The organism is Streptomyces sp. NPDC005799, from assembly GCF_040630525.1.
Taxonomy (GTDB): Bacteria; Actinomycetota; Actinomycetes; order Streptomycetales; family Streptomycetaceae; genus Streptomyces; species Streptomyces griseorubiginosus_B.
Map to the genome: position 1 here is coordinate 161,019 of NZ_JBEXXQ010000017.1, position 18,474 is coordinate 179,492.

Here is an 18,474-nt window from a genome sequence, read left to right on the forward strand (position 1 = left end):
AGCGGGAATGCTTCGGTGAATTACTTCTCGATGATCGCGAGCACGTCGCGAGCCGAGAGGACGAGGTACTCCTCGCCGTTGTACTTCACCTCGGTGCCGCCGTACTTGCTGTACAGCACGATGTCGCCGGTCTTGACGTCGAGCGGCAGGCGCTCGCCGTTCTCGAAACGGCCCGGGCCCACGGCCAGGACGACGCCCTCCTGGGGCTTCTCCTTGGCGGTGTCCGGGATGACCAGGCCAGAGGCCGTGGTCTGCTCGGCGTCCAGCGGCTGGACCACGATGCGGTCCTCGAGCGGCTTGATGGCAACCTTGGAGCTGGCGGTCGTCACGATCCGACCTCCCCCTTCGGAGATCTCACGGGGTTAACTGTCTGAGGTGGCGACCAGGTCGATCCGTCGTCGCGGGTGCCGGACCTGCCCGTCGCTTGTTTGGCACTCTCCAGGGGGGAGTGCCAGAGCCGAGACTATGACCGCGATTAGCACTCGGTCAAGCGGACTGCTAATCCCGAACGGCGCGTCGGCCCGCGATGCGGTCGGCGGGGGCCTCGCGAGAGGGTCCCGGCCGCCGCGGTGGACGCGCACCGTCGCCCCATCCCCTCGCGGTCCGTGCCGCCCGACGGCTGCGCGCTCGCGGTCCTGCCTCCCGCCGAACGCGCCTCCGGCCTGGTGCCCGCGGCCGCCCCGGCACTGCACGGGCACGCGGGGGCGCGTCGGCCCGTGATGCGGTCGCCGGGGGCCTCGCGAGAGGGTCCCGGCCGCCGCGGTGGACACGCACCGTCGCCCCATCCCCTCCCGGTCCCTGCCGCCCGACGGCTGCGCGCTCGCGGTCCCGCCTCCGGCCTGGTGTCCGCGGCCGCCCCGGCACCGAACGGGCACGCGGGGGGGCGCGGCGGTGTGGCTGGGCGGGCTGGCGACGGCGCCCTGGCGTCCGCCGCCTTCTTCCTCCGGGACGGGTTCGCCGTGACCGGTGGCGGGCAGACACTCGCGGCCCTGTTCTTCCTGGTGACCGCGCTCGGCTACAGATAGTCCTCCAGACGCCCCACCGTCAGCCCCCGTTCCTGCAGCCGCGCGAGGAGGCGGGACGTGCGCCGGGTGAGAGGTGGGCCCGATCCGTCGTCCGGGGCCACGGAGACGATGTCGCCGGGGGTCAGGTGGCGGGCGGTGCGGGTGTAGGTCAGCCGGCCGGCGGCGTTCATCGACGCGCGCCACAGCACCAGCGCCGTGACCCCGCAGTCACCGGCCGCGCGGAGGGTGGTGCCGTCGTACGCGCCGTGGGGCGGCCGGAACAGACGCGGCCGGGGCCGGTCGGGCCGGCCGCAGATCTCGGCGCGCTGGCCGGCGTAGGGCAGACCGCGCAGGGTGGTGCGGCCGAGGCGGTGGCCCTGGGTGCCCGCGTCGGCCGGCCGTGGGTGCGCGAGGTGGCCGTGGACCGGGGCGGCCGCGCCGTCGGCGGTGAACACGCTGACGGGCAGCCGGAGTTCGCGGACCATGGCGGCGAAGCGCGGGTCCCGCGCGGCGCCGTCGTCGTAGGTGAGGAAGACGACCCGGTCGTGGGTGGGGACGTGGGAGACGATCAGGGGGAGGGCCGGGCCCGCCGGGCGGAAGGCCGGGGCGCGGGCGGGTCGCGGGGCACGGGGCAGCGGGGCCTGGAGGCCCCAGCGGCGGTACGACCGCACGGGCCGGCCGGCGTGTCCGTGCGGCCGTACCTCCTGCGCCGCCTTCCTGCCGAGCCGTTCGATGGGGTCGACGGACTGGGCGCAGCCGGTGAGGAGGGCGAGCGCCAGAACTCCGGCGGCCAGGCCCCGGAGCCTCACAGGTAGTCCTCCAGGCGGGCCACCGCGTACCCCTCGGCCGTGACCTTGTTCAGGAAGCGCCGCATGTCGTCGACCATGGTGCCCTTCCACTCGCCGCGGCCCCGGAAGTGGGTGAGCACGATGTCGCCGGGGTGCAGGTCCTGGTCGTCCTCGCGGTACTCCCAGTGGTCGACGAAGACCTCCTCGTCCCAGATCGGCGCGTACCGGATGCCGCAGGACTTCGCGGCGCGCAGGGTGTCCTGGTTGTAGTTGCCGAAGGGCGGCCGGAAGACGGTCGGGGCCCGGCCGAACTGCCTCTTCATGACCGCCTGCATGCCGCAGATCTCGTGCCGCTGCCGCTCGTAGGAGAGCCCCGGCAGATAGGGGTGGGTGAGGGTGTGGTTGTTGAGGGTGACGCCCTCGGACTGCATCCGGCGGAAGTACCCGTAGTCGTCCTTGACCAGGAAGTCGCTGAGGAAGGCCGAGTACGGGATCTTCAGCTCGCTCATCATCCGCAGGAACGCCGGGTCCTTCTCGGCGCCGTCGTCGATCGTGAGGAAGACGACCCTTTGCCGGGTGGGGACCGTGGTGAAGACGGGCGGGAGGTCCAACTCCTCCTGGTCGTCCACCTCGAAGCCCCTGCGGGCGGTGATCCGCGGCTTGTGCGCCGGTGGCGGCGGAGCGGTCAGGGGCACCTGCCGCAGCCCCCAGCGCCGCGCGGCCGCGGCCCGCGCGGTGAGGGCCGCGCGCAGCTTCAGGGCGTACGAGTCCAGGGCGCGGGCCTCGGGCGCCTTCAGGGGCTGCTGGCCGGAGGCCGGGCGCACCTCCTGGCCGTCGCCCGTCGCACAGCCGGAGGCGATGGCGGCGACGGCGAGCACGGCGATCCCGTCACGGACTCGCCGCTTCCGGGACGCCCCGTTTTTATCGTTTTGTACGACTGCTCGCATGGTGCCGGATCCTCGCAGGCCGGGCCCGCGAACCCGGCCCGACACCGCGTCCACGGGCACACCATCCACCGACTGGCCCACAATGACCCGGTGAACGACCTCGCCCTCCTCCTCACCCCCGAAGGCCGCGCCCTCCTCGACGAGGTGCGTGACACCGCCCCGGCCAACGAACTCGCCGTGGCGACCCGGCTGCGCCGCGAGCACCCCGCCGACCTGGTGTCGGCGGCGCTCGGGCAGGCGCGGCTGCGGCAACGGGCGGCGGCGAAGTTCGCGGCGGCGGACGCCGGGCGGATGTTCTTCACGCCCAACGGGGTGGAGCAGTCGACGCGGGCGAGCGTGGCGGCGTACCGGGCGGAGTGCTTCCGGGCCATGGGGGTACGGTCTGTCGCCGACCTGTGCTGTGGGATCGGCGGGGACGCGATCGCGTTCGCCCGGTTGGGGATCCCGGTGCTGGCCGTGGACCGGGATCCGGTGACGGCCGCCGTGGCGCGGGCGAACGCCGAGGCGCTCGGGCTGGCGGACCTGATCGAGGTGCGGGAGGCCGACGTCACGGAGGTCGACACGGCGGGGTACGACGCCGTGTTCGTCGACCCGGCCCGGCGCGGCGGACGCGGGCGGATCTTCGACCCCGAGGCCTACTCACCACCCCTGTCCTGGGCGGTCGGGGCGGCCCGCAAGGCGTCCCGGGCCGCCGCGCTGAAGGTCGCCCCGGGCATCCCGCACGAGGCCGTGCCCGAGGACGCCGAGGCCGAGTGGATCTCGGACGGCGGGGACGTGAAGGAGGCGGTGCTGTGGTTCGGGACGACGCCCGGGGCGGTCCGCGCCACGCTGCTCCCCGGCCCCCGCACCCTGCCCGGAAGGGGGCTGCCCGATCCCCGGGTCCGCCCGGTGGGGCGCTACCTGTACGAGCCCGACGGCGCCGTCATCCGTGCCCACCTGGTCGCCGAGGTGGCCGAGGGCCTGGACGCCGGCCTGATCGACCCCACCATCGCGTACGTCACCTCCGACGCCCTCCTCCCCACCCCGTTCGCCACCGCCTACGAGATCACCGACCAACTCCCTTTCAACGTGAAGAAGTTGAAGGCCCTGCTGCGGGAGCGGGAGGTCGGGACGCTGACCGTGAAGAAGCGGGGGTCGGCGGTGGAGCCCGAGGAACTCAGGAAGAAGGTCAAGTCGGCCGGCCCCAACTCGGCGACCGTGTTCCTGACCCGGGTGGCGGGGGCGCCGACCATGCTCGTGGGACACCCCGCCTGATCACCCCGCTTCCGTCACCCGCCGCAGCAGCAGCTCCCGTTCCCGTTCGTTGCGCGCGAGTTCCGCCGCCCGGGTGAACTCGGCGCGTGCCTCGGCCGTACGCCCCAGGCGCTCCAGCAGGTCGCCGCGGACGCTGGGGAGCAGGTGGTAGTCGCGCAGGGCGGGTTCCGCGGCGAGGGTGTCCACGATCGCCAGCCCCGCCTCCGGTCCCTGCGCCATCGACACGGCGACGGCGCGGTTGAGTTCGACGACCGGGGAGGGGGCGCGGGCCGCGAGCAGGCCGTAGAGGGTGGCGATGCTCGCCCAGTCGGTCTCCTCGTAGGTGTACGCGTGCGCGTGGCAGGCGGCGATCGTCGCCTGGAGGGTGTACGGGCCCGGGGCGCCGGTGGCGGTGGCCTCGGCACGGTGCAGGGCCGTGATGCCGCGGGCGATGAGCATGCGGTTCCAGCGGCGGCGGTTCTGGTCCTTGAGCAGGACGGGTTCGCCGCCGGGGCCGGTGCGGGCCGCGGCGCGGGAGGCCTGGAACTCCAGCAGGGCGGCCAGGGCGTGCACCTCGGGTTCCTTCGGCATCAGCGACGACAGCACACGGGCCAGCCGCAGCGCGTCCTCGCACAGCGCCGGGCGCAGCCAGTCGTCGCCGGCCGTGGCGGCGTACCCCTCGTTGAAGATCAGGTAGATGACGTCCAGGACGGAGCCGAGACGGGCCTCGCGGTCCGGGCCGTAGGGCACCTCGAACGCGACGTTCTTCGTGGCGAGGGTGCGTTTGGCGCGGACGATGCGCTGGGCGACCGTCGGCTCGGGGACGAGGAAGGCGCGGGCGATCTCGGTGGTGGTCAGGCCGCCGAGCAGCCGGAGGGTGAGGGCGGTGCGGGCCTCCGCGGACAGGACGGGGTGACAGGTGGTGAAGACCAGCCGGAGCAGGTCGTCGTCGATGTCCTCGGGGTCGGCGGGCTCCTCCGGCGGCGCGGTCGTCTCCAGGCTGCGGCCGATCTCCGCCAGCTTGCGGGCGTAGTTCTCCCGGCGCCGGACCAGGTCGACGGCGCGGTGCCGGGCGGTGGCCGTCAGCCAGGCGCCCGGGTTGTCCGGCACACCGTCCCGGGGCCACTGCTCCAGCGCGGCGACCAGGGCGTCCTGGGCGAGCTCCTCGGCGATGCCGACGTCGCGGACGATCCGGGTGACGCCGGCGACGATGCGCGGGAACTCGAGGCGGAAGACGGTGTCGACGGCACGGGTGGCGGTGGGCTGCTGTTCCACAGCCCACCATGCAACACCCCCGACGGGCCTCGGGCCAAGCGGCCCTCAGCCCTCCGCGATCTCCCTGACCTCGCAGGTCACCGTCCAGTGCTCCTCGTGCACCTTCAGGAACCGCTTGGTCCACTCCAGCGCCTCGGCCTTGTCCTTGCACTGCATGATCGCGTAGCCGCCGACGACCTCCTTGGACTCGGTGAAGGGCCCGTCGGTCACGGAGATCTCACCGCCCTGCCAGTGAACCCGCGTGCCCTGCGCGGACGGCGTCAGCCCGGCGGTGTCCAGCATCACGCCGGCCTTGGTGATCTCCTCGATCAGCTCCCCCATCCGCTGCATCAGCTCGGGGCTGGGCCCCTCGGCGGGGGCGGTCTTCTCGTCGATCTGCACGAGAGAGAGGTAACGGGGCATGGTGACTCCTCGGTCGGTCCGGGGCCGGTTGCTGTCCGGCCTTTCACCAGTGCGTCGATCGAGGAGTCCGGGGATCGACAGGCGCGCCGGAATTCCCCGAAGATTTTTTCCGCCGCCCTTCTTTGCGCTGCTCAGCGCAGCGATTCCCACAGATCGCTCGCCGCCGGTTCCTTCGCCACCACGCGGTTGGGGTCGGACGGGGCCGTGACCACCGGCATCATGACCGTCTTGAGGTGCTGCGCGGTCAGTCCCTCCAGGCTGCGCCCGAACCCGACCAGCTCGCTGATGGAGTCCAGGCCCGTGTCGGTGGTGAGGCTGTCCGTCAGGGCGTCGGCGACGGAGTAGAGCCGGGCGGGGTCGGTGAGGAGGTTCGTCGAGGAGATCTGTTCCAGCAGGGCCTTCACCAGCTTCTGCTGGAGGCCTATGCGGCCCAGGTCGCTGCCGTCGCCTATGCCGTGCCGGGTGCGGGCGAGGGCGAGGGCCTGCTTGCCGTCGAGATGGTGGGTGCCGGCCGCGAGGTGCAGATGGCTGTCGTCGTCGTCGATGTTCTGGTCCGTGGTGACGGTGACCCCGCCCAGGGCGTTCACCAGCTTCGCGAAGCCCGAGAAGTCGATCTCGATGTAGTGGTCCATGCGGACGCCGGTGATGGACTCGACCGTCTTCACCGCGCACACCGGGCCGCCCACGGAGTAGGCGCTGTTGAACATGGCGTTGTACGCCGCGGCCGTGGAGCCGCCCGACTTCAGCGGGCAGGACGGTCGGGTGACGAGCGTGTCGCGCGGGATGCTGACGATGGTCGCGTCCTTCCGGCCCGCGTCGATGTGCACCACCATCGCGGTGTCCGACCGGGCGCCGGAGCTGCTGCCCCCGCCGAGCGCCTTGTTCTCCTTGCCGCTGCGGGAGTCGGACCCGAGGACGAGGATGTTCAGGGAGCCGGTGGGCAGCGGGGACTCGGAGACTCCGGGGGACGGGGTCGTCACCGCCCTCGCCGGACGGTCGTCGCCGAGCGCCTGGTTGATGTCGACGCTTTTGATGTTGCTGTCGAGGTGCCAGTACACCCACCCGGCCGCCCCCGCGCCCAGCACCAGTAGTCCCGCCATGGTGAGGCCGGCGATCCTCAGTACGGTCGACCGCCGGCCCCTGGATCTGCCCCCGCCGCCGCTCTCCGCCTGTCCCGGCTCAAGTCCCGTCACAGACAGGAACGTAAGTCCGAATTATTAGGAGGTTGTTAGCGGAGACCCCGCGGAACGGTTTTCTACGGAAACTCTCACGATTCTCAGCGGGCCGTCAGCCCGGTGAGACCGCCGGCACCGGGTCGCCCCCGCTCCACGCCCCGCTGAATACCGCGTTCGCCTTCCAGGGCGACAGGGAGGCGCCGGAGCAGTCGATCGTCACCCGCTCCGTGAACCCGGTGTTCCGCTGGCTGGTCGCGCTGTGCGTGCCCGAGTGGGCGCCCGCCGGAGGCGGCAGTAAAGCCCCGGAGGGTGACGCTCGCGCAGCGGGGGACGGCCGCGCACGCGGCGACGACCGACGTGAAGTGGGCGGCCTTCGGGGCGAGTTTCGCGCTGTCGGCCGACTGGGTCATCCGCCTGTGCAGCAGGTGATCGCCACGTCCACTCCGGGCGCAGGCCGCTGAGCTGCTGAGCCGGGGGCCATGAACCGTTCGTCAGCCGTCTGATCATCTGGTTGCGCCAGACCAGGGCGCGGGTGCCGCCTTCGAAAGTTTCGGTTGGGTAACCGATTGGCTTCGGTGGAGCGTGGGCGTGGGCGCGTCGCCCGTCAATAGCGCCACTTCCGGCCAACGTGTACCCAGTGCCCTGTCAGACGCCACTGGGCGGCGGTGCCGTGCTGCTGCGCACCACCAGGCTCGTGGCCAGCTCGACCCGGGTGGCCATGGGCGCCTGGTCCTCCCGGCCCAGGTCCAGCACCAGCTTGGCCGCCGCCTCGGCCATCTCCGTCAGCGGCTGCCGTACGGTCGTCAGCGGCGGCCCCACCCAGCGGGCGACCGGCAGATCGTCGAAGCCGACCACGCTCAGGTCCTCCGGAACACGCAGGCCCAGCTCCCGGGCGGCCTCGTACAGACCCAGCGCCTGCAGGTCGTTGAGGGCGAAGACGGCGGTCGGGCGGTCGGGGCGGCGCAGCAGCTCCAGGCCCTGGCGGTAGCCGGTCTCGTGGTGGAAGTCGCCGGACGCGACGAGCGAGGGGTCGACGGGGAGCCCGGCGGTCTCCAGGGCGGCCCGGTAGCCGTCGACCCGGGCGCGGCTGCACATCATGCGGGAGGGGCCCGTGATGGCACCGATGCGGGTGTGCCCGAGTTCGACGAGGTGCCGGGTGGCGGCGAGACCCCCCTGCCAGTTGGTCGCGCCGATGGAGGGCACGTCCACGCCCGGGTCGCCGGCCGGGTCCATCACCACGAAGGGGATGGAACGGCTGGTCAGCAGGGCCCGCTGGGACTCGTCGAGGCCCGAGAGCACCAGGATCACCCCGTGCGGTCTGCGGGCGGCGACCTGGTCCGCCCAGGTCCGCCCCGGTGTCAGCCGCCCCGCGCTCTCGCTCAGCACCACGCTCAGCCCGGTGTCCCGGGCCACGTTCTCCACGCCCCGGATGACCTCCATCGCCCAGGCGCTCTCCAGCTCGTGGAAGACCAGGTCGATGAGCGGGGAGCGGCTCGCCTCGGCCCTGCGGCGCCGGTAGCCGTGCGCGCGCAGCAGCTCCTCCACCCGGGTACGGGTGGCCGGGGCCACGTCGGCACGGCCGTTGAGGACCTTCGAAACTGTCGGCGCGGACACGCCGGCCTCGCGGGCGATCTCGGCGAGCGTCGCGGTCTGCTGGGACCGGCTTGTCGTCGGGGTTGTCGTCCGCGTTTCAACGGGCTCCGAAGGCGTCATGGCGGCGATCGTATCCCCGCGCCCCCTCTTGACGAACCCTTGCGACCGGCCTAGGTTCCCGGAACATTCGAGATGAAAAGCGAAACATTCGTGAGAGGGCCCGTCCCGACTCGACCAGAGCAGGAGTTTCATGACCACCGCGCCTTGGCGTGACCCCGCCCTGCCCGCCGCCTCCCGCGTCGACGACCTCCTCTCCCGGATGACCCTGGAGGAGAAGACCGCCCAGCTCTACGGCGTGTGGGTGGGCGCCGACACCGACGGCGACGGAGTCGCACCGCTGCAACGCGAGATGAGCGCCGACTACGACTGGGACGAGCTCATCACCCACGGCCTCGGCCAGCTCACCCGCCCCTTCGGCACCGCCCCCGTGGACCCGGCGCTGGGCGCGCAGGCGCTGGCCCGCGCCCAGCGCCGTATCGCGGAGGCGGGCCGCTTCGGCATCCCCGCCCTCGCGCACGAGGAGTGCCTGGCCGGCTTCACCACCTGGCGGGCCACCGCCTACCCGGTGCCGCTCGCCTGGGGCGCGAGCTTCGACCCCGCCCTCGTCGAGGAGGTGGCCGCCGCCATCGGCCGCGACCTGCGCTCGGTGGGCGTCCACCAGGGTCTCGCCCCGGTCCTGGACGTCGTACGGGATCCGCGCTGGGGCCGGGTCGAGGAGACCATCGGCGAGGACCCGTACCTGGTCGGCACGATCGGCACCGCGTACGTGCGGGGGCTGGAGTCGGCCGGGATCGTCTCCACGCTCAAGCACTTCGCCGGGTACGCCTCCTCGGCCGGCGCCCGCAACCTCGCGCCCGTGCGGGCCGGGGTGCGGGAGTTCGCGGACATCACGCTGCCGCCCTTCGAGATGGCGCTGCGGGAGGCCGGGGCGCGGTCGGTGATGGCCGCGTACAACGACACGGACGGCATCCCGGCCTCGGCGGACCCGGGTCTGCTGACCGAGCTGCTGCGCGAGCGGTGGGGCTTCACGGGCACGGTGGTCGCCGACTACTTCGGCGTCGGCTTCCTGCAGACCCAGCACCGGGTCGCGGGCTCCGAGGCGGAGGCGGCCCACGCGGCGCTCGCGGCGGGCCTGGACGTCGAGCTGCCCACCCTGAAGTGCTACGGCACACCGCTCGTGGAGGCGGTACGGGCGGGCGAGGTCCCCGAGTCCCTGATCGACCGGGCGGCCCGCCGGGTCCTGCTGCAGAAGTGCGAGCTGGGCCTGCTGGACGAGGACTGGAACCCGGAGCCGGCCGAGCGCATCGACCTGGACTCGACGTCGAACCGGGCGCTCGCCCGCCGGCTGGCCGAGGAGTCGGTGGTCCTCCTCGACAACCCCGACGGGCTCCTCCCGCTGGCCCCCGACACCCGTATCGCGGTGGTCGGCCCGCGCGCCGCGGACCCCCTCGCCATGCTGGGCTGCTACTCCTTCCCCTCGCACGTCCTCACGCACCACCCCGAGGTGCCGATGGGCATCGAGATCCCCACGGTCCTCCAGGCGCTGCGCGCCGAACTCCCCGACGCCAAGGTCACCTTCGCCGAGGGATGCGGCGTCGACGACCCCGACACGGGCGGTTTCGAGGAGGCGGTGGCCCGGACGGCCGAGGCGGACGTGTGCGTGGCGGTCCTCGGCGACCGGGCGGGCCTGTTCGGCCGGGGCACCTCGGGTGAGGGCTGCGATGTGACCGACCTGCGACTGCCCGGGGTGCAGGGCGACTTGCTGGACGCCCTGGTGTCGACGGGCGTCCCCGTCATCCTCGTCCTCCTGACCGGCCGCCCGTACGCGCTGGGCCGCTGGCACGGACGCCTGGGCGCGGTCGTCCAGGCGTTCTTCCCGGGGGAGGAGGGCGGCCCGGCGGTGGCGGGCGTGCTGTCGGGCCGCGTCAACCCCTCGGGCCGCCTTCCGGTGAGCGTCCCCCGGGTGCCCGGCGGCCAGCCCTGGACCTATCTCCAGCCCCCGCTCGGCCTGGCCGGCGAGGTCAGCAACCTCGATCCGACCCCGCTGTACCCCTTCGGCCACGGCCGCTCGTACACGACGTTCGCCTGGGAGCCGGACGGCACGGGCGCCGAGATCGCGACGGACGGCTCCCACGACGTCTCGGTCACGGTCCGCAACACCGGCGACCGGGCCGGCGCGGAGGTCGTGCAGCTGTACCTGCACGACCCGGTGGCGAGCGTGACCCGACCGGACGTACGGCTGATCGGTTACCGGCGGGTGGAGCTGGAGCCGGGCGAGGCGGCCCGGCTCACCTTCCGCTTCCACGCGGACCTGTCCGCCTTCACCGACCGTTCCGGCGCCAGGGTGGTCGAACCGGGCGCGCTGGAACTACGGTTGGCGGCATCGAGCACGGACGTACGCCACACGGCGCACCTGCTCCTCACGGGCCCGGTGAGGACACTCGACGCCGACCGGCGACTGCGGTGCGAGACGGAGGCCCGTCCGCTGAACTGACAGTCAGCTTGCCCGCTGCTCGCCCTCCGGCGGGACGCCTTCATGCGCCGTGAAGACGAACGACGAATCGTCGCCGTCCAGATCAATCTCGATCTGCCACGAGTCGCTCGCACAGCCAGAATATGCAGAAATCTGTATAGGAAGGTCCCATCAATCCTTCCCCACCGAGTCGAACCGCCACCGATGCACCGCCCGCATGACCAACTCCCCGTCCGGCTCAGGGAGTTCGGGCAACTCGGCGTCGTAGGGCGCGTCCCACCACGTGATGACGAGGACGCGGTCCTGCGGGGCCCGGAAGGTTTCCCGGCGTACCGGCCGGGACGGCAGCTCCTGCGCTCGTGCCCAGGTCAGCAGTTCCTCGCCGCGGCCCTCGGCCGCCCGGGCCTCCCACATCAGGGCGACGGTCACGAGTAGAGGTTCTCCTTGCTGACCTCGTGGACGTGGTCGTGCCCTGGGACGTGCGGGTCCGTGACCGGCAGGGAGGAGTCCGCGGACAGGTCCCAGCCGGAGGCCGCCCGCCCCCGCGCGACCATCTCGGCGCCCAGCGCGGCGACCATCGCCCCGTTGTCCGTGCACAGCTTCGGCCGCGGCACCCGCAGCCGGATCCCGGCAGCCTCGCACCGCTCCTGCGCCAGCGCCCGCAGCCGCGAGTTCGCGGCCACGCCGCCGCCGATCATCAGATGATCGACACCCTCGTCCTTGCAGGCCCGTACCGCCTTGCGGGTCAGCACGTCCACGACCGCCTCCTGGAAGGAGGCCGCCACGTCACGCACCGGCACCTCCTCCCCCGCCGCCCGCTTCGCCTCGATCCAACGGGCGACCGCCGTCTTCAGACCGGAGAAGGAGAAGTCGTACGCCGGGTCGCGCGGCCCGGTCAGGCCGCGCGGGAACGCGATCGCCTCCGGGTCGCCCTCGCGTGCGTACCGGTCGATGACCGGACCGCCCGGGAACCCGAGGTCCAGCACCCGGGCGATCTTGTCGAAGGCCTCGCCCGCCGCGTCGTCGATGGTCGCGCCCAGCGGCCGTACGTCCGAGGTGATGTCGCTGGACAGCAGCAGCGAACTGTGGCCGCCGGACACCAGCAGCGCCATGGTCGGCTCGGGCAGCGCGCCGTGCTCCAACTGGTCCACGCAGATGTGCGAGGCAAGGTGGTTGACGCCGTAGAGGGGCTTGCCGAGCGCGTAGGCGTACGCCTTCGCCGCCGAGACGCCGACCAGCAGGGCGCCCGCGAGGCCGGGGCCGGCGGTGACCGCGACGCCGTCCAGGTCGCCGGCGCTCACCCCCGCGTCCTTCAGCGCGCGGTTGATCGTCGGCACCATCGCCTCGAGGTGCGCGCGCGAGGCGACCTCCGGGACGACACCGCCGAAGCGGGCGTGCTCGTCGACGCTGGAGGCGACCGCGTCGGCCAGCAGGGTGGTGCCGCGGACGATGCCGACGCCGGTCTCGTCGCAGGAGGTCTCGATACCGAGGACGAGGGGTTCGTCAGCCATGGATCTCGGTTCCTTGTACGGAGGTTGATGGGTCTGTGAGCCGCATGACCAGGGCGTCCACGTTGCCCGGCTGGTAGTAGCCGCGCCGGAAGCCGATGGCCTCGAAGCCGAAGCGCTCGTACAGCTTCTGGGCGCGGATGTTGTCGATCCGGCACTCCAGCATCACCTCACCGCACTCGAAGGCGGTGGCGGCGCGGAGCAACTCGGCGAGCAGGCGGCCGCCGAGGCCCGTGCCCCAGTGGTCGCGGGCGACGGCGATGGTCTGGATGTCGGCAAGGTCCCCGGAGGCGGCGAGGCCCGCGTAGCCGACGATCCGGGCGTCGGTCTCGGCGACCACGTAGCGCCGCGTCGCCTCGGGGCCGCGGGCATGGGCGAGCTCGGACCAGAACATGCCCCGGGACCAGGTGTCCTCGGGAAACAGCTCCTTCTCCAGCTCCAGCACGGGATCGATGTCCCACCAGCGCATCTCGCGCAGTCGAGGAGTCACGGCGTGGGTCACTTGGGGGTGACCACCTTGTAGTTCTTGGGCACCTGGGCGTCCGGCCTGCGCAGGTACAGCGGCCGGGGCGCCGGCAGCTCCTCCCCCTTGGCCAGCCGCTCGGCGGCCAGCGCGGCCAGTGCCGCCGCCGACACGTGCTCGGGTGCGTGCGCGGCGGGGAAGGTGTCCGGGTACAGCAGCGCGCCCGCGCCGACGGCCGGCAGCCCGGCCACCTGGTCGGCGATGTCGGCGGGCCGGTCCACGGCCGGGTCGGTCAGCCGGGTGCGGGAGTCCGCGTACCGCGCCCAGTAGACCTCCTTGCGGCGGGCGTCGGTCGCCACCACGAAGGGGCCGCTCTCGATGTCGGCCGCGTACGCCAGCCCGTCGAGCGTGCACACACCGTGCACCGGCACACCGAGGGCGAGCCCGAAGGTGTCCGCGGTCATGAGGCCGACGCGCAGCCCGGTGTACGGGCCGGGTCCGATCCCCACGACGACACCGGTCACGGCGTCGAGCCGGAGCCCGGCCTCGGCGAGCACCCGGTCGACGGAGGGCAGCAGCAGCTCCCCGTGCCGGCGCGCGTCGACCTGACTGGACGAGGCGATGACATCCGTCCCGTCGTGCAGCGCGACGGTCACGGCGGGAGTGGCGGTATCCAGAGCGAGCAAGAGCACGCAAACAGCGTACGGCGGTTTGGGGCTCGGCATCGCCGCCCGGGCGGAGCGGGCCGTGGCTGCTACGGTCGCCGCAAGTACCGCGGGCGAGACGATCGGTCAGGTGGGCGACGGTGGCAAAGGGCAGCTCCGGATTCGTGTTCGGGCTCACCGCGGCGGCCCTGGCGACGGTCTCCTTCCTCGCCTACCAGGCCTCCGCGACCGTCCCGGCGGGTTTCAGCAAGCCGCAGGCCACGGCCTCGGCGACGGCGTACGCCTCCCAGGTACCCCGCGTCGACCCGAACCCCGCCGCCCTGCCCGCCGGGACCGGTACGGGTGAACGGGTGGTGTACTCGGTGGACGCCGGCCGGGTGTGGCTCGTCGGCGCGCGCGAGCGGGTGCTCCGTACGTTCACGGTGACCCCGGGCAGCATCGCCCCGTTCCCCGGCACCTACCCGGTCACCTCCCGCTCCAACTCGATCACCGGCACCGACGGCACCCCCATCGAGCACGTCGTCCGCTTCACCGCCGTGGACGGCGTGGCCATCGGCTTCAGCGCGGCGGTCGGGGTGCCGAGACCGGGGGCCGACATGGACGTACGCACGGGCGGCATCCGCGAGTCGCGCACGGACGGCGACGCGATGTGGCAGTTCGCGACGATCGGCGTCCCGGTGGTCGTGATCCGCTGACCGCTTGGCCTCCGGCGGGCGTGATCCGGTGACCTCTCGGACCCCGGCGGGCGTGATCCGGCCACTGCGTGGACCCCGGTGGGCGTGATCCGGTCACTGCGTGGACCCTGGCGGCCGCGATCCGGCCACTGCGTGGACCTCAGTGGGCGTGATTCGGCGACCGTGTCACCGCGGTGGGCGTGATCCGGTGACGATGTCACCCCGGTAGGCGTGATCCGCTGGCGCGGTCACCCCAGAGCCCGGGATCCACTGAGCCTTCATCGCCGGCGGCCGTGCTCCGGCGCCAGCGCCGATCCAAGGGCCATGATCCGCTGCCCGCGTCGACCCACTGGGCGCGATCCGATGCCTGCCTCGCCCCCAGTGATCGCGGTCCGCCAACGGCGTCACCCCAGAGCCCGGGATCCGCTCAGCGTTCACCACCGACGGCCGAGCTCCGTGCCCGCGCCGACCCAGTGGGCATGATCCGGTGCCGGCCCCGACCCAGGTGATCGCGGTCCGCCGACGGCGTCACCCCAGGACGCGGAATCCGCTCAGCGTTCACCACCGACGGCCGAGCTCCGTGCCCGCGCCGACCCAGTGGGCGTAATCCGCTGCCCACGCCGACCCAACGGCCATGATCCGCTGCCCACGCCGACCCACTGGGCGCGACCCGGTGCCCGCATCGCCCCCCAGTCGTCGCGGTCGCCCGACGGTGTCACCCCGGCGCCCATGGTGCACTGACCCACCCGCGAGGCACTGACCGCGTTCACCCCATCGGGTAGGTCTCGTCCGGTGTGCCCGCTCGTCGGGCGGTCAGCCACTTCGCCGCGTACGCCACCGCGGGGGCCAGGGCGAGCAGTCGGCAGTCGGCGCCGCCCACGCGGCCTCGGGTCACCGGCCGCTCCGGCAGCGCCTCGTAGGAGTCGCCCAGGTCCGGGAAGACCGAGGCGTCGAAGTCCAGGTCCCGGTACTGGTGCCAGCGGCGGCCTCCCGGACCGTCGGCCACCGCGCAGCCGTAGTCGCGCGTGGTCTGGCCCGGCACGCGGTACTCCGCCAGATGGAAGGCCGTGCAGACGGAGTAGTCCACCCCCAGCAGCAGGATCCGCGCCTCCAGCTCCTCCAGCCGGGCCAGCGGGGAGTCCTCGCCGAGGTGGCAGTCCAGCGCGTGCCCGGCGGTGATCCGCGCGGCGGCGGGTCCGAGCGCGGCGAACGAACTCTGCGGATGGCCGCTGCGCAACGCCCCGGGACGGGTGCGCACCTCCTCGGGCAGGACACCGACCCCGAAGCTCGGGGTCCGGGCGGGGTCGAAGGCGGGCAGGGAGGCACGCAGCCGCGGCCACTCACTGGCCGGCACGGCATAGCCGCGGGTGACGGGCCAGCGGGACGGGTCGGTGTTGTCAGGGGTCTGTGTGTAGACGACGAGGGTGCCGTCCGCCCCCAGCACGTCCAGCAGGGAGTCGGCGACGGCCCCTGCTCCCCCGCGCACCGGCCCGAGGGCACGCAGGGAGGCGTGCACGAGCAGGGTGTCTCCGGGGTGGATTCCCAACTCGCGCCAGTGGGCGACCAGTTCCGCACGACCGAGAGAAGAGGGCGAGGGAGAGGGCGAGGGAGGGGGCGTCATCGCAGGGCTTCCTGCCGGACGTCGACGACTCGCCGCAGGTCGCTCGGCAGCAACTCGTCCCACAGCAGGTCCAGATCGCGGCGGGCGGCCTCGGCCGGCGGTTCGCACGGCGAGCCGCCGTCCAGGAACTCCCGCAGTCCGACGTCCCCGCCCCGCGCCATGGTGTACGGCGGCACGGCGTGCCGGGTCAGCACCAGCGCCCCGGGTCCCTGCGCCGCCCCGGTTGCGAACAGGCGTCGTACGTCGTGGAAGTGGCGCTCCTGAAGGCCGCCGACGTCGATCACCCTGGCGTCGGGCGGGACGGCAGTGCCCCGCTCCAGCTCCAGCGGGACGGCGGCGCGGTCGTGCACCAGGACGTGGGCGGCCGCGTACAGCAGGGTCTGCTCCTTGGCCGTCGCGCCGCCCTTGCCGCCGAGCCGCTCCAGGACGCGCGCCCGCTTCTCCGGGGAGAGGGTGCGCACCAGGTCCTCCAGCGCGGCCAGGACATCGGCCGGGGTCTGGGTGCCGTAGATCCCGTAGCGGTGCGGGATCAGCAGGGTCAGGAGCCGGTCGAGGCACCGGGCGAGCAGGCCGGTCTCCTCGGCCACGGCGGAGGCGGTGAGACCGTTGATGGGGCAGCCGAGGGAAGCGGCGAGCACGACCTGGAGGTGGAGGGCCCGGTGCCCGGCCGCGGCCAGCCGGGCCGCCATCCGGACGGCCGGCAGGACATAGCTCAGCGCCCGTAGCGGAACCTCGGTACTGGCGCCGTACACCACGCGCAGGACCAGCGGGGCGCCAACGGCCTCGCCGACGGTGTGCAGCAGCGGCTCCAGGCCGTGGCTGGGGAGTCCTCTGAGGTAGCACGCCTGCCGCGTGCGGGCCCCGATGACCGCGTCCAGCAGGCGGGGGCGCAGCCGGTTGAGCTCGCCCGTCCGCGACGCGTCGGTGCCCACGGGAAGTCTGTCCAGCGCGCCGCGGATGTCCCCGTCGGTCAGGGCGTGGAAGTCCTTGCCGCGTCCCAGGACAGGCACCCCCCGCATGATGGCAGTGAGCAGGTTCGCCTGCTTCTTTCCCAGGGACTGCTCCCCGACCGGCACGTTGGGCATGTTACCTGACAATTCGCCAATAAAGCCTGAATGGTTACGAGTTGATGGCGGGGATTCTGCCACGGCCGGTCCCCCGGTCTCGTGAGAAACTGAATTCAGGTACGCAAGCCACATACCGGGGGATGAGATGGTGCCCGTGTACCGCTATGCCGTCAGCTACGTGCGCGGCAGGGACGAGGCCTGGGTCGCGAGATTCCTGGACGAGCTGAGACGGCGTCTGGACGCCACGGACGGACCGGTCTTGGACCGCCTCGTCCCACCGCCCGCCTCGCCGGCCGAGCAGAGCAGGACGTACGGCGTCGAGAGCGCGGACGTCGTGCTGGCGCTGTGCAGCCCGGCGTACTTCAACGAGGGTCCGGCCCATCACGACTGGGCGGTGCTGGCGCTGCGGCGCAATCTGGGACAGGCGAGGACCGGGACCGCGCCGCAGCCGGCGCTGCCCCTGGTCTGGGAGCCGGTCGAGCGGCGGCTGCCGGGACCGGTCGCCACGGCCGACACCTTCTCCGCGGGCCAGCCGCCCGAGTACCGCTCGCTGGGGCTTGCCCTGATGACCATGCAGGCCCCGCGCTACCGCGCGGCGCTGGACCGCGTCCTGGACGGGATCGTGGCCCGTATGACGGCGATGGCCGCGGGCTCGGCCCCGGCGCCCGTGCTGGACAACCGCTCCGCCGGGAACGCGCCCGACGCCCTGGCGGCCGACGACGGGTCCTTCGCCGAGCAGTTCCGCAAGGAGGTGGCACCGGCCCTCCCCGCGATGCCGGTGGCCCGCACCCTCGGCGTCCACGGCGGCCGGGGCGCGCCGGAGCCGGATCGTGACGTCCCCGCGGAGCTGCTGCCGGAGCTGGGGCGGCGCATCCTGCTCGTCGGTCCCACGGGGGCCGGGCACACCACCGAGCTGGCGCGGCTCGCCGCACAGGCCCTGGACGACCCGGGACGGGGACCGGCGGGTGCGGGCCGGGCGCCCTGGGGCTGCCGGACACCGCTCGTGCTGTCGGCGCGCTCGGGGGCGCTGCCCCGGCTGGACGGCATGGTGCCCACGCTCGCCCCGCTGGCCGCTCCGCAGGAACCGGCGGGCTGGGTGGCCCGGCAACTGCGGTCCGGGCGGGCCTTCCTGGCCGTGGACGACCTGGACGCGGTGCCCGAGGGCAACCGCGCCGCCGTGTGGGACCACCTGCTGCGCCTGCTCGACGCCCACCCCCAGGCGCCGTGTGTCATCGCCACGAACGGCACCGGGGTGCCCTGGGCCCGCCTCGGGGACACCTTCCGGGTCGTCGGGCTGCGGCCCCTGTCCCCCGACGGCGTCCACACCCTGCTCGCCTCCCTCACGACGGCGACTCCCGAGGACCGGCAGGCCCGGGCACTCCTCACCGACCGGTTCGCCACCGATCCACTGCTCGTCGGCGTCGCCCGCCGCCCGGCCGCCGTCTCGGCGCTGCTGCGGGAGGTGCGCCGTACCGGGCGGCCGATGCCGGTCGCCCGGCATCGGCTGCTGCAGGCCGGCGAGATCG

Annotated in this window: 17 protein-coding genes and 1 pseudogene; 5 read left to right on the top strand and 13 right to left on the bottom strand. The window is 73.2% G+C overall.

Translation table 11 applies throughout. The features are described from left to right. Nucleotides 1-20: 20 nt before the first annotated feature. A complete protein-coding gene (gene groES, locus ABZ453_RS18975; protein WP_055493212.1) occupies nucleotides 21-329 on the bottom strand; it encodes a co-chaperone GroES in 309 nt (102 codons plus the stop codon). 564 nt (nucleotides 330-893) lie between these two features. Here groES and ABZ453_RS18980 point away from each other — a divergent pair. Beyond that, complete coding sequence (locus tag ABZ453_RS18980) at nucleotides 894-1,025, top strand: hypothetical protein (protein ID WP_359016089.1); 132 nt, start codon at nucleotides 894-896, stop codon at nucleotides 1,023-1,025. On the opposite strand, the gene ABZ453_RS18985 is transcribed toward ABZ453_RS18980, so the two are convergent. Further along, nucleotides 1,016-1,813 carry a polysaccharide deacetylase family protein gene (locus ABZ453_RS18985; protein ID WP_359016090.1) on the bottom strand — a complete coding sequence of 266 codons (798 nt, stop codon included), beginning with the start codon at nucleotides 1,811-1,813 and terminating at the stop codon, nucleotides 1,016-1,018. The genes ABZ453_RS18980 and ABZ453_RS18985 overlap by 10 nt on opposite strands. Continuing rightward, on the bottom strand, nucleotides 1,810-2,739 hold the full coding sequence (locus ABZ453_RS18990; protein WP_359016091.1) for a polysaccharide deacetylase family protein: 930 nt from the start codon (nucleotides 2,737-2,739) through the stop codon (nucleotides 1,810-1,812). The genes ABZ453_RS18985 and ABZ453_RS18990 overlap by 4 nt, the downstream gene beginning before the upstream one ends. Nucleotides 2,740-2,829: 90 nt before the next feature. Here ABZ453_RS18990 and ABZ453_RS18995 point away from each other — a divergent pair, with 90 nt between their 5' ends. After that, complete coding sequence (locus ABZ453_RS18995) at nucleotides 2,830-3,993, top strand: methyltransferase domain-containing protein (protein WP_359016092.1); 1,164 nt, start codon at nucleotides 2,830-2,832, stop codon at nucleotides 3,991-3,993. On the opposite strand, the gene ABZ453_RS19000 is transcribed toward ABZ453_RS18995, so the two are convergent. From ABZ453_RS19000 to ABZ453_RS19015, 4 genes are all read right to left on the bottom strand, one after another. Beyond that, nucleotides 3,994-5,247 carry an RNA polymerase sigma factor gene (locus ABZ453_RS19000; protein ID WP_359016093.1) on the bottom strand — a complete coding sequence of 418 codons (1,254 nt, stop codon included), beginning with the start codon at nucleotides 5,245-5,247 and terminating at the stop codon, nucleotides 3,994-3,996. Nucleotides 5,248-5,292: 45 nt separating this feature from the next. Continuing rightward, on the bottom strand, nucleotides 5,293-5,649 hold the full coding sequence (locus ABZ453_RS19005; protein WP_356762363.1) for a YciI family protein: 357 nt from the start codon (nucleotides 5,647-5,649) through the stop codon (nucleotides 5,293-5,295). Between the two features lie 131 nt (nucleotides 5,650-5,780). Continuing rightward, complete coding sequence (locus ABZ453_RS19010) at nucleotides 5,781-6,749, bottom strand: LCP family protein (protein WP_359016109.1); 969 nt, start codon at nucleotides 6,747-6,749, stop codon at nucleotides 5,781-5,783. A gap of 720 nt (nucleotides 6,750-7,469) precedes the next feature. Beyond that, entirely contained in the window at nucleotides 7,470-8,537 is a 1,068-nt protein-coding gene (locus ABZ453_RS19015; RefSeq protein ID WP_359016094.1) for a LacI family DNA-binding transcriptional regulator, read from the bottom strand. A 130-nt stretch (nucleotides 8,538-8,667) separates the two neighbouring features. Here ABZ453_RS19015 and ABZ453_RS19020 point away from each other — a divergent pair, with 130 nt between their 5' ends. Further along, complete coding sequence (locus ABZ453_RS19020; protein ID WP_359016095.1) at nucleotides 8,668-10,971, top strand: glycoside hydrolase family 3 N-terminal domain-containing protein; 2,304 nt, start codon at nucleotides 8,668-8,670, stop codon at nucleotides 10,969-10,971. A 150-nt stretch (nucleotides 10,972-11,121) separates the two neighbouring features. Here ABZ453_RS19020 and ABZ453_RS19025 read toward each other — a convergent pair whose 3' ends face one another. Genes ABZ453_RS19025 through tsaB form a run of 4 tightly spaced genes read right to left on the bottom strand, consistent with a single transcriptional unit; the run spans nucleotide 11,122 to nucleotide 13,613 of the window. Continuing rightward, nucleotides 11,122-11,379: a hypothetical protein gene (locus ABZ453_RS19025; RefSeq protein ID WP_359016096.1), complete on the bottom strand. Its 258-nt coding sequence runs from the start codon at nucleotides 11,377-11,379 to the stop codon at nucleotides 11,122-11,124. After that, nucleotides 11,376-12,461, bottom strand: coding sequence for a tRNA (adenosine(37)-N6)-threonylcarbamoyltransferase complex transferase subunit TsaD (gene tsaD, locus ABZ453_RS19030; RefSeq protein WP_359016097.1), 1,086 nt, complete (start codon nucleotides 12,459-12,461; stop codon nucleotides 11,376-11,378). Before tsaD ends, ABZ453_RS19025 begins: the two co-directional genes overlap by 4 nt. Next, entirely contained in the window at nucleotides 12,454-12,960 is a 507-nt protein-coding gene (gene rimI / locus ABZ453_RS19035; protein ID WP_359016098.1) for a ribosomal protein S18-alanine N-acetyltransferase, read from the bottom strand. Before rimI ends, tsaD begins: the two co-directional genes overlap by 8 nt. Beyond that, nucleotides 12,957-13,613: a tRNA (adenosine(37)-N6)-threonylcarbamoyltransferase complex dimerization subunit type 1 TsaB gene (gene tsaB, locus ABZ453_RS19040; protein WP_359016099.1), complete on the bottom strand. Its 657-nt coding sequence runs from the start codon at nucleotides 13,611-13,613 to the stop codon at nucleotides 12,957-12,959. The genes rimI and tsaB overlap by 4 nt, the downstream gene beginning before the upstream one ends. A gap of 113 nt (nucleotides 13,614-13,726) precedes the next feature. On the opposite strand from tsaB, the gene ABZ453_RS19045 reads away from it, so the two are divergent. Then, the gene (locus ABZ453_RS19045; protein WP_359016100.1) at nucleotides 13,727-14,281 is read left to right on the top strand and encodes a hypothetical protein; all 555 of its coding nucleotides are present in this window, start codon (nucleotides 13,727-13,729) and stop codon (nucleotides 14,279-14,281) included. A gap of 745 nt (nucleotides 14,282-15,026) precedes the next feature. Here ABZ453_RS19045 and ABZ453_RS19050 read toward each other — a convergent pair. Beyond that, nucleotides 15,027-15,881: an AAC(3) family N-acetyltransferase gene (locus ABZ453_RS19050; protein ID WP_359016101.1), complete on the bottom strand. Its 855-nt coding sequence runs from the start codon at nucleotides 15,879-15,881 to the stop codon at nucleotides 15,027-15,029. Beyond that, nucleotides 15,878-16,966 (bottom strand): hypothetical protein, encoded by a 1,089-nt coding sequence (locus ABZ453_RS19055; RefSeq protein WP_359016102.1) that lies wholly within the window; start codon nucleotides 16,964-16,966, stop codon nucleotides 15,878-15,880. Before ABZ453_RS19055 ends, ABZ453_RS19050 begins: the two co-directional genes overlap by 4 nt. Nucleotides 16,967-17,093: 127 nt before the next feature. Here ABZ453_RS19055 and ABZ453_RS19060 point away from each other — a divergent pair. Continuing rightward, nucleotides 17,094-18,474, top strand: a pseudogene (locus tag ABZ453_RS19060) (large ATP-binding protein); the annotation flags it as partial.

What these genes read in the sequence shown, in the direction of transcription:
- ABZ453_RS19015 (WP_359016094.1), bottom strand. Translation starts at nt 8,537, where the DNA reads ATGACGCCTTCGGAGCCCGTTGAAACGCGGACGACAACCCCGACGACA.
- ABZ453_RS19055 (WP_359016102.1), bottom strand. Translation starts at nt 16,966, where the DNA reads ATGCCCAACGTGCCGGTCGGGGAGCAGTCCCTGGGAAAGAAGCAGGCG.
- ABZ453_RS18990 (WP_359016091.1), bottom strand. Translation starts at nt 2,739, where the DNA reads ATGCGAGCAGTCGTACAAAACGATAAAAACGGGGCGTCCCGGAAGCGG.
- tsaD (WP_359016097.1), bottom strand. Translation starts at nt 12,461, where the DNA reads ATGGCTGACGAACCCCTCGTCCTCGGTATCGAGACCTCCTGCGACGAG.
- ABZ453_RS19005 (WP_356762363.1), bottom strand. Translation starts at nt 5,649, where the DNA reads ATGCCCCGTTACCTCTCTCTCGTGCAGATCGACGAGAAGACCGCCCCC.
- ABZ453_RS19020 (WP_359016095.1), top strand. Translation starts at nt 8,668, where the DNA reads ATGACCACCGCGCCTTGGCGTGACCCCGCCCTGCCCGCCGCCTCCCGC.
- ABZ453_RS19050 (WP_359016101.1), bottom strand. Translation starts at nt 15,881, where the DNA reads ATGACGCCCCCTCCCTCGCCCTCTCCCTCGCCCTCTTCTCTCGGTCGT.
- ABZ453_RS19010 (WP_359016109.1), bottom strand. Translation starts at nt 6,749, where the DNA reads ATGGCGGGACTACTGGTGCTGGGCGCGGGGGCGGCCGGGTGGGTGTAC.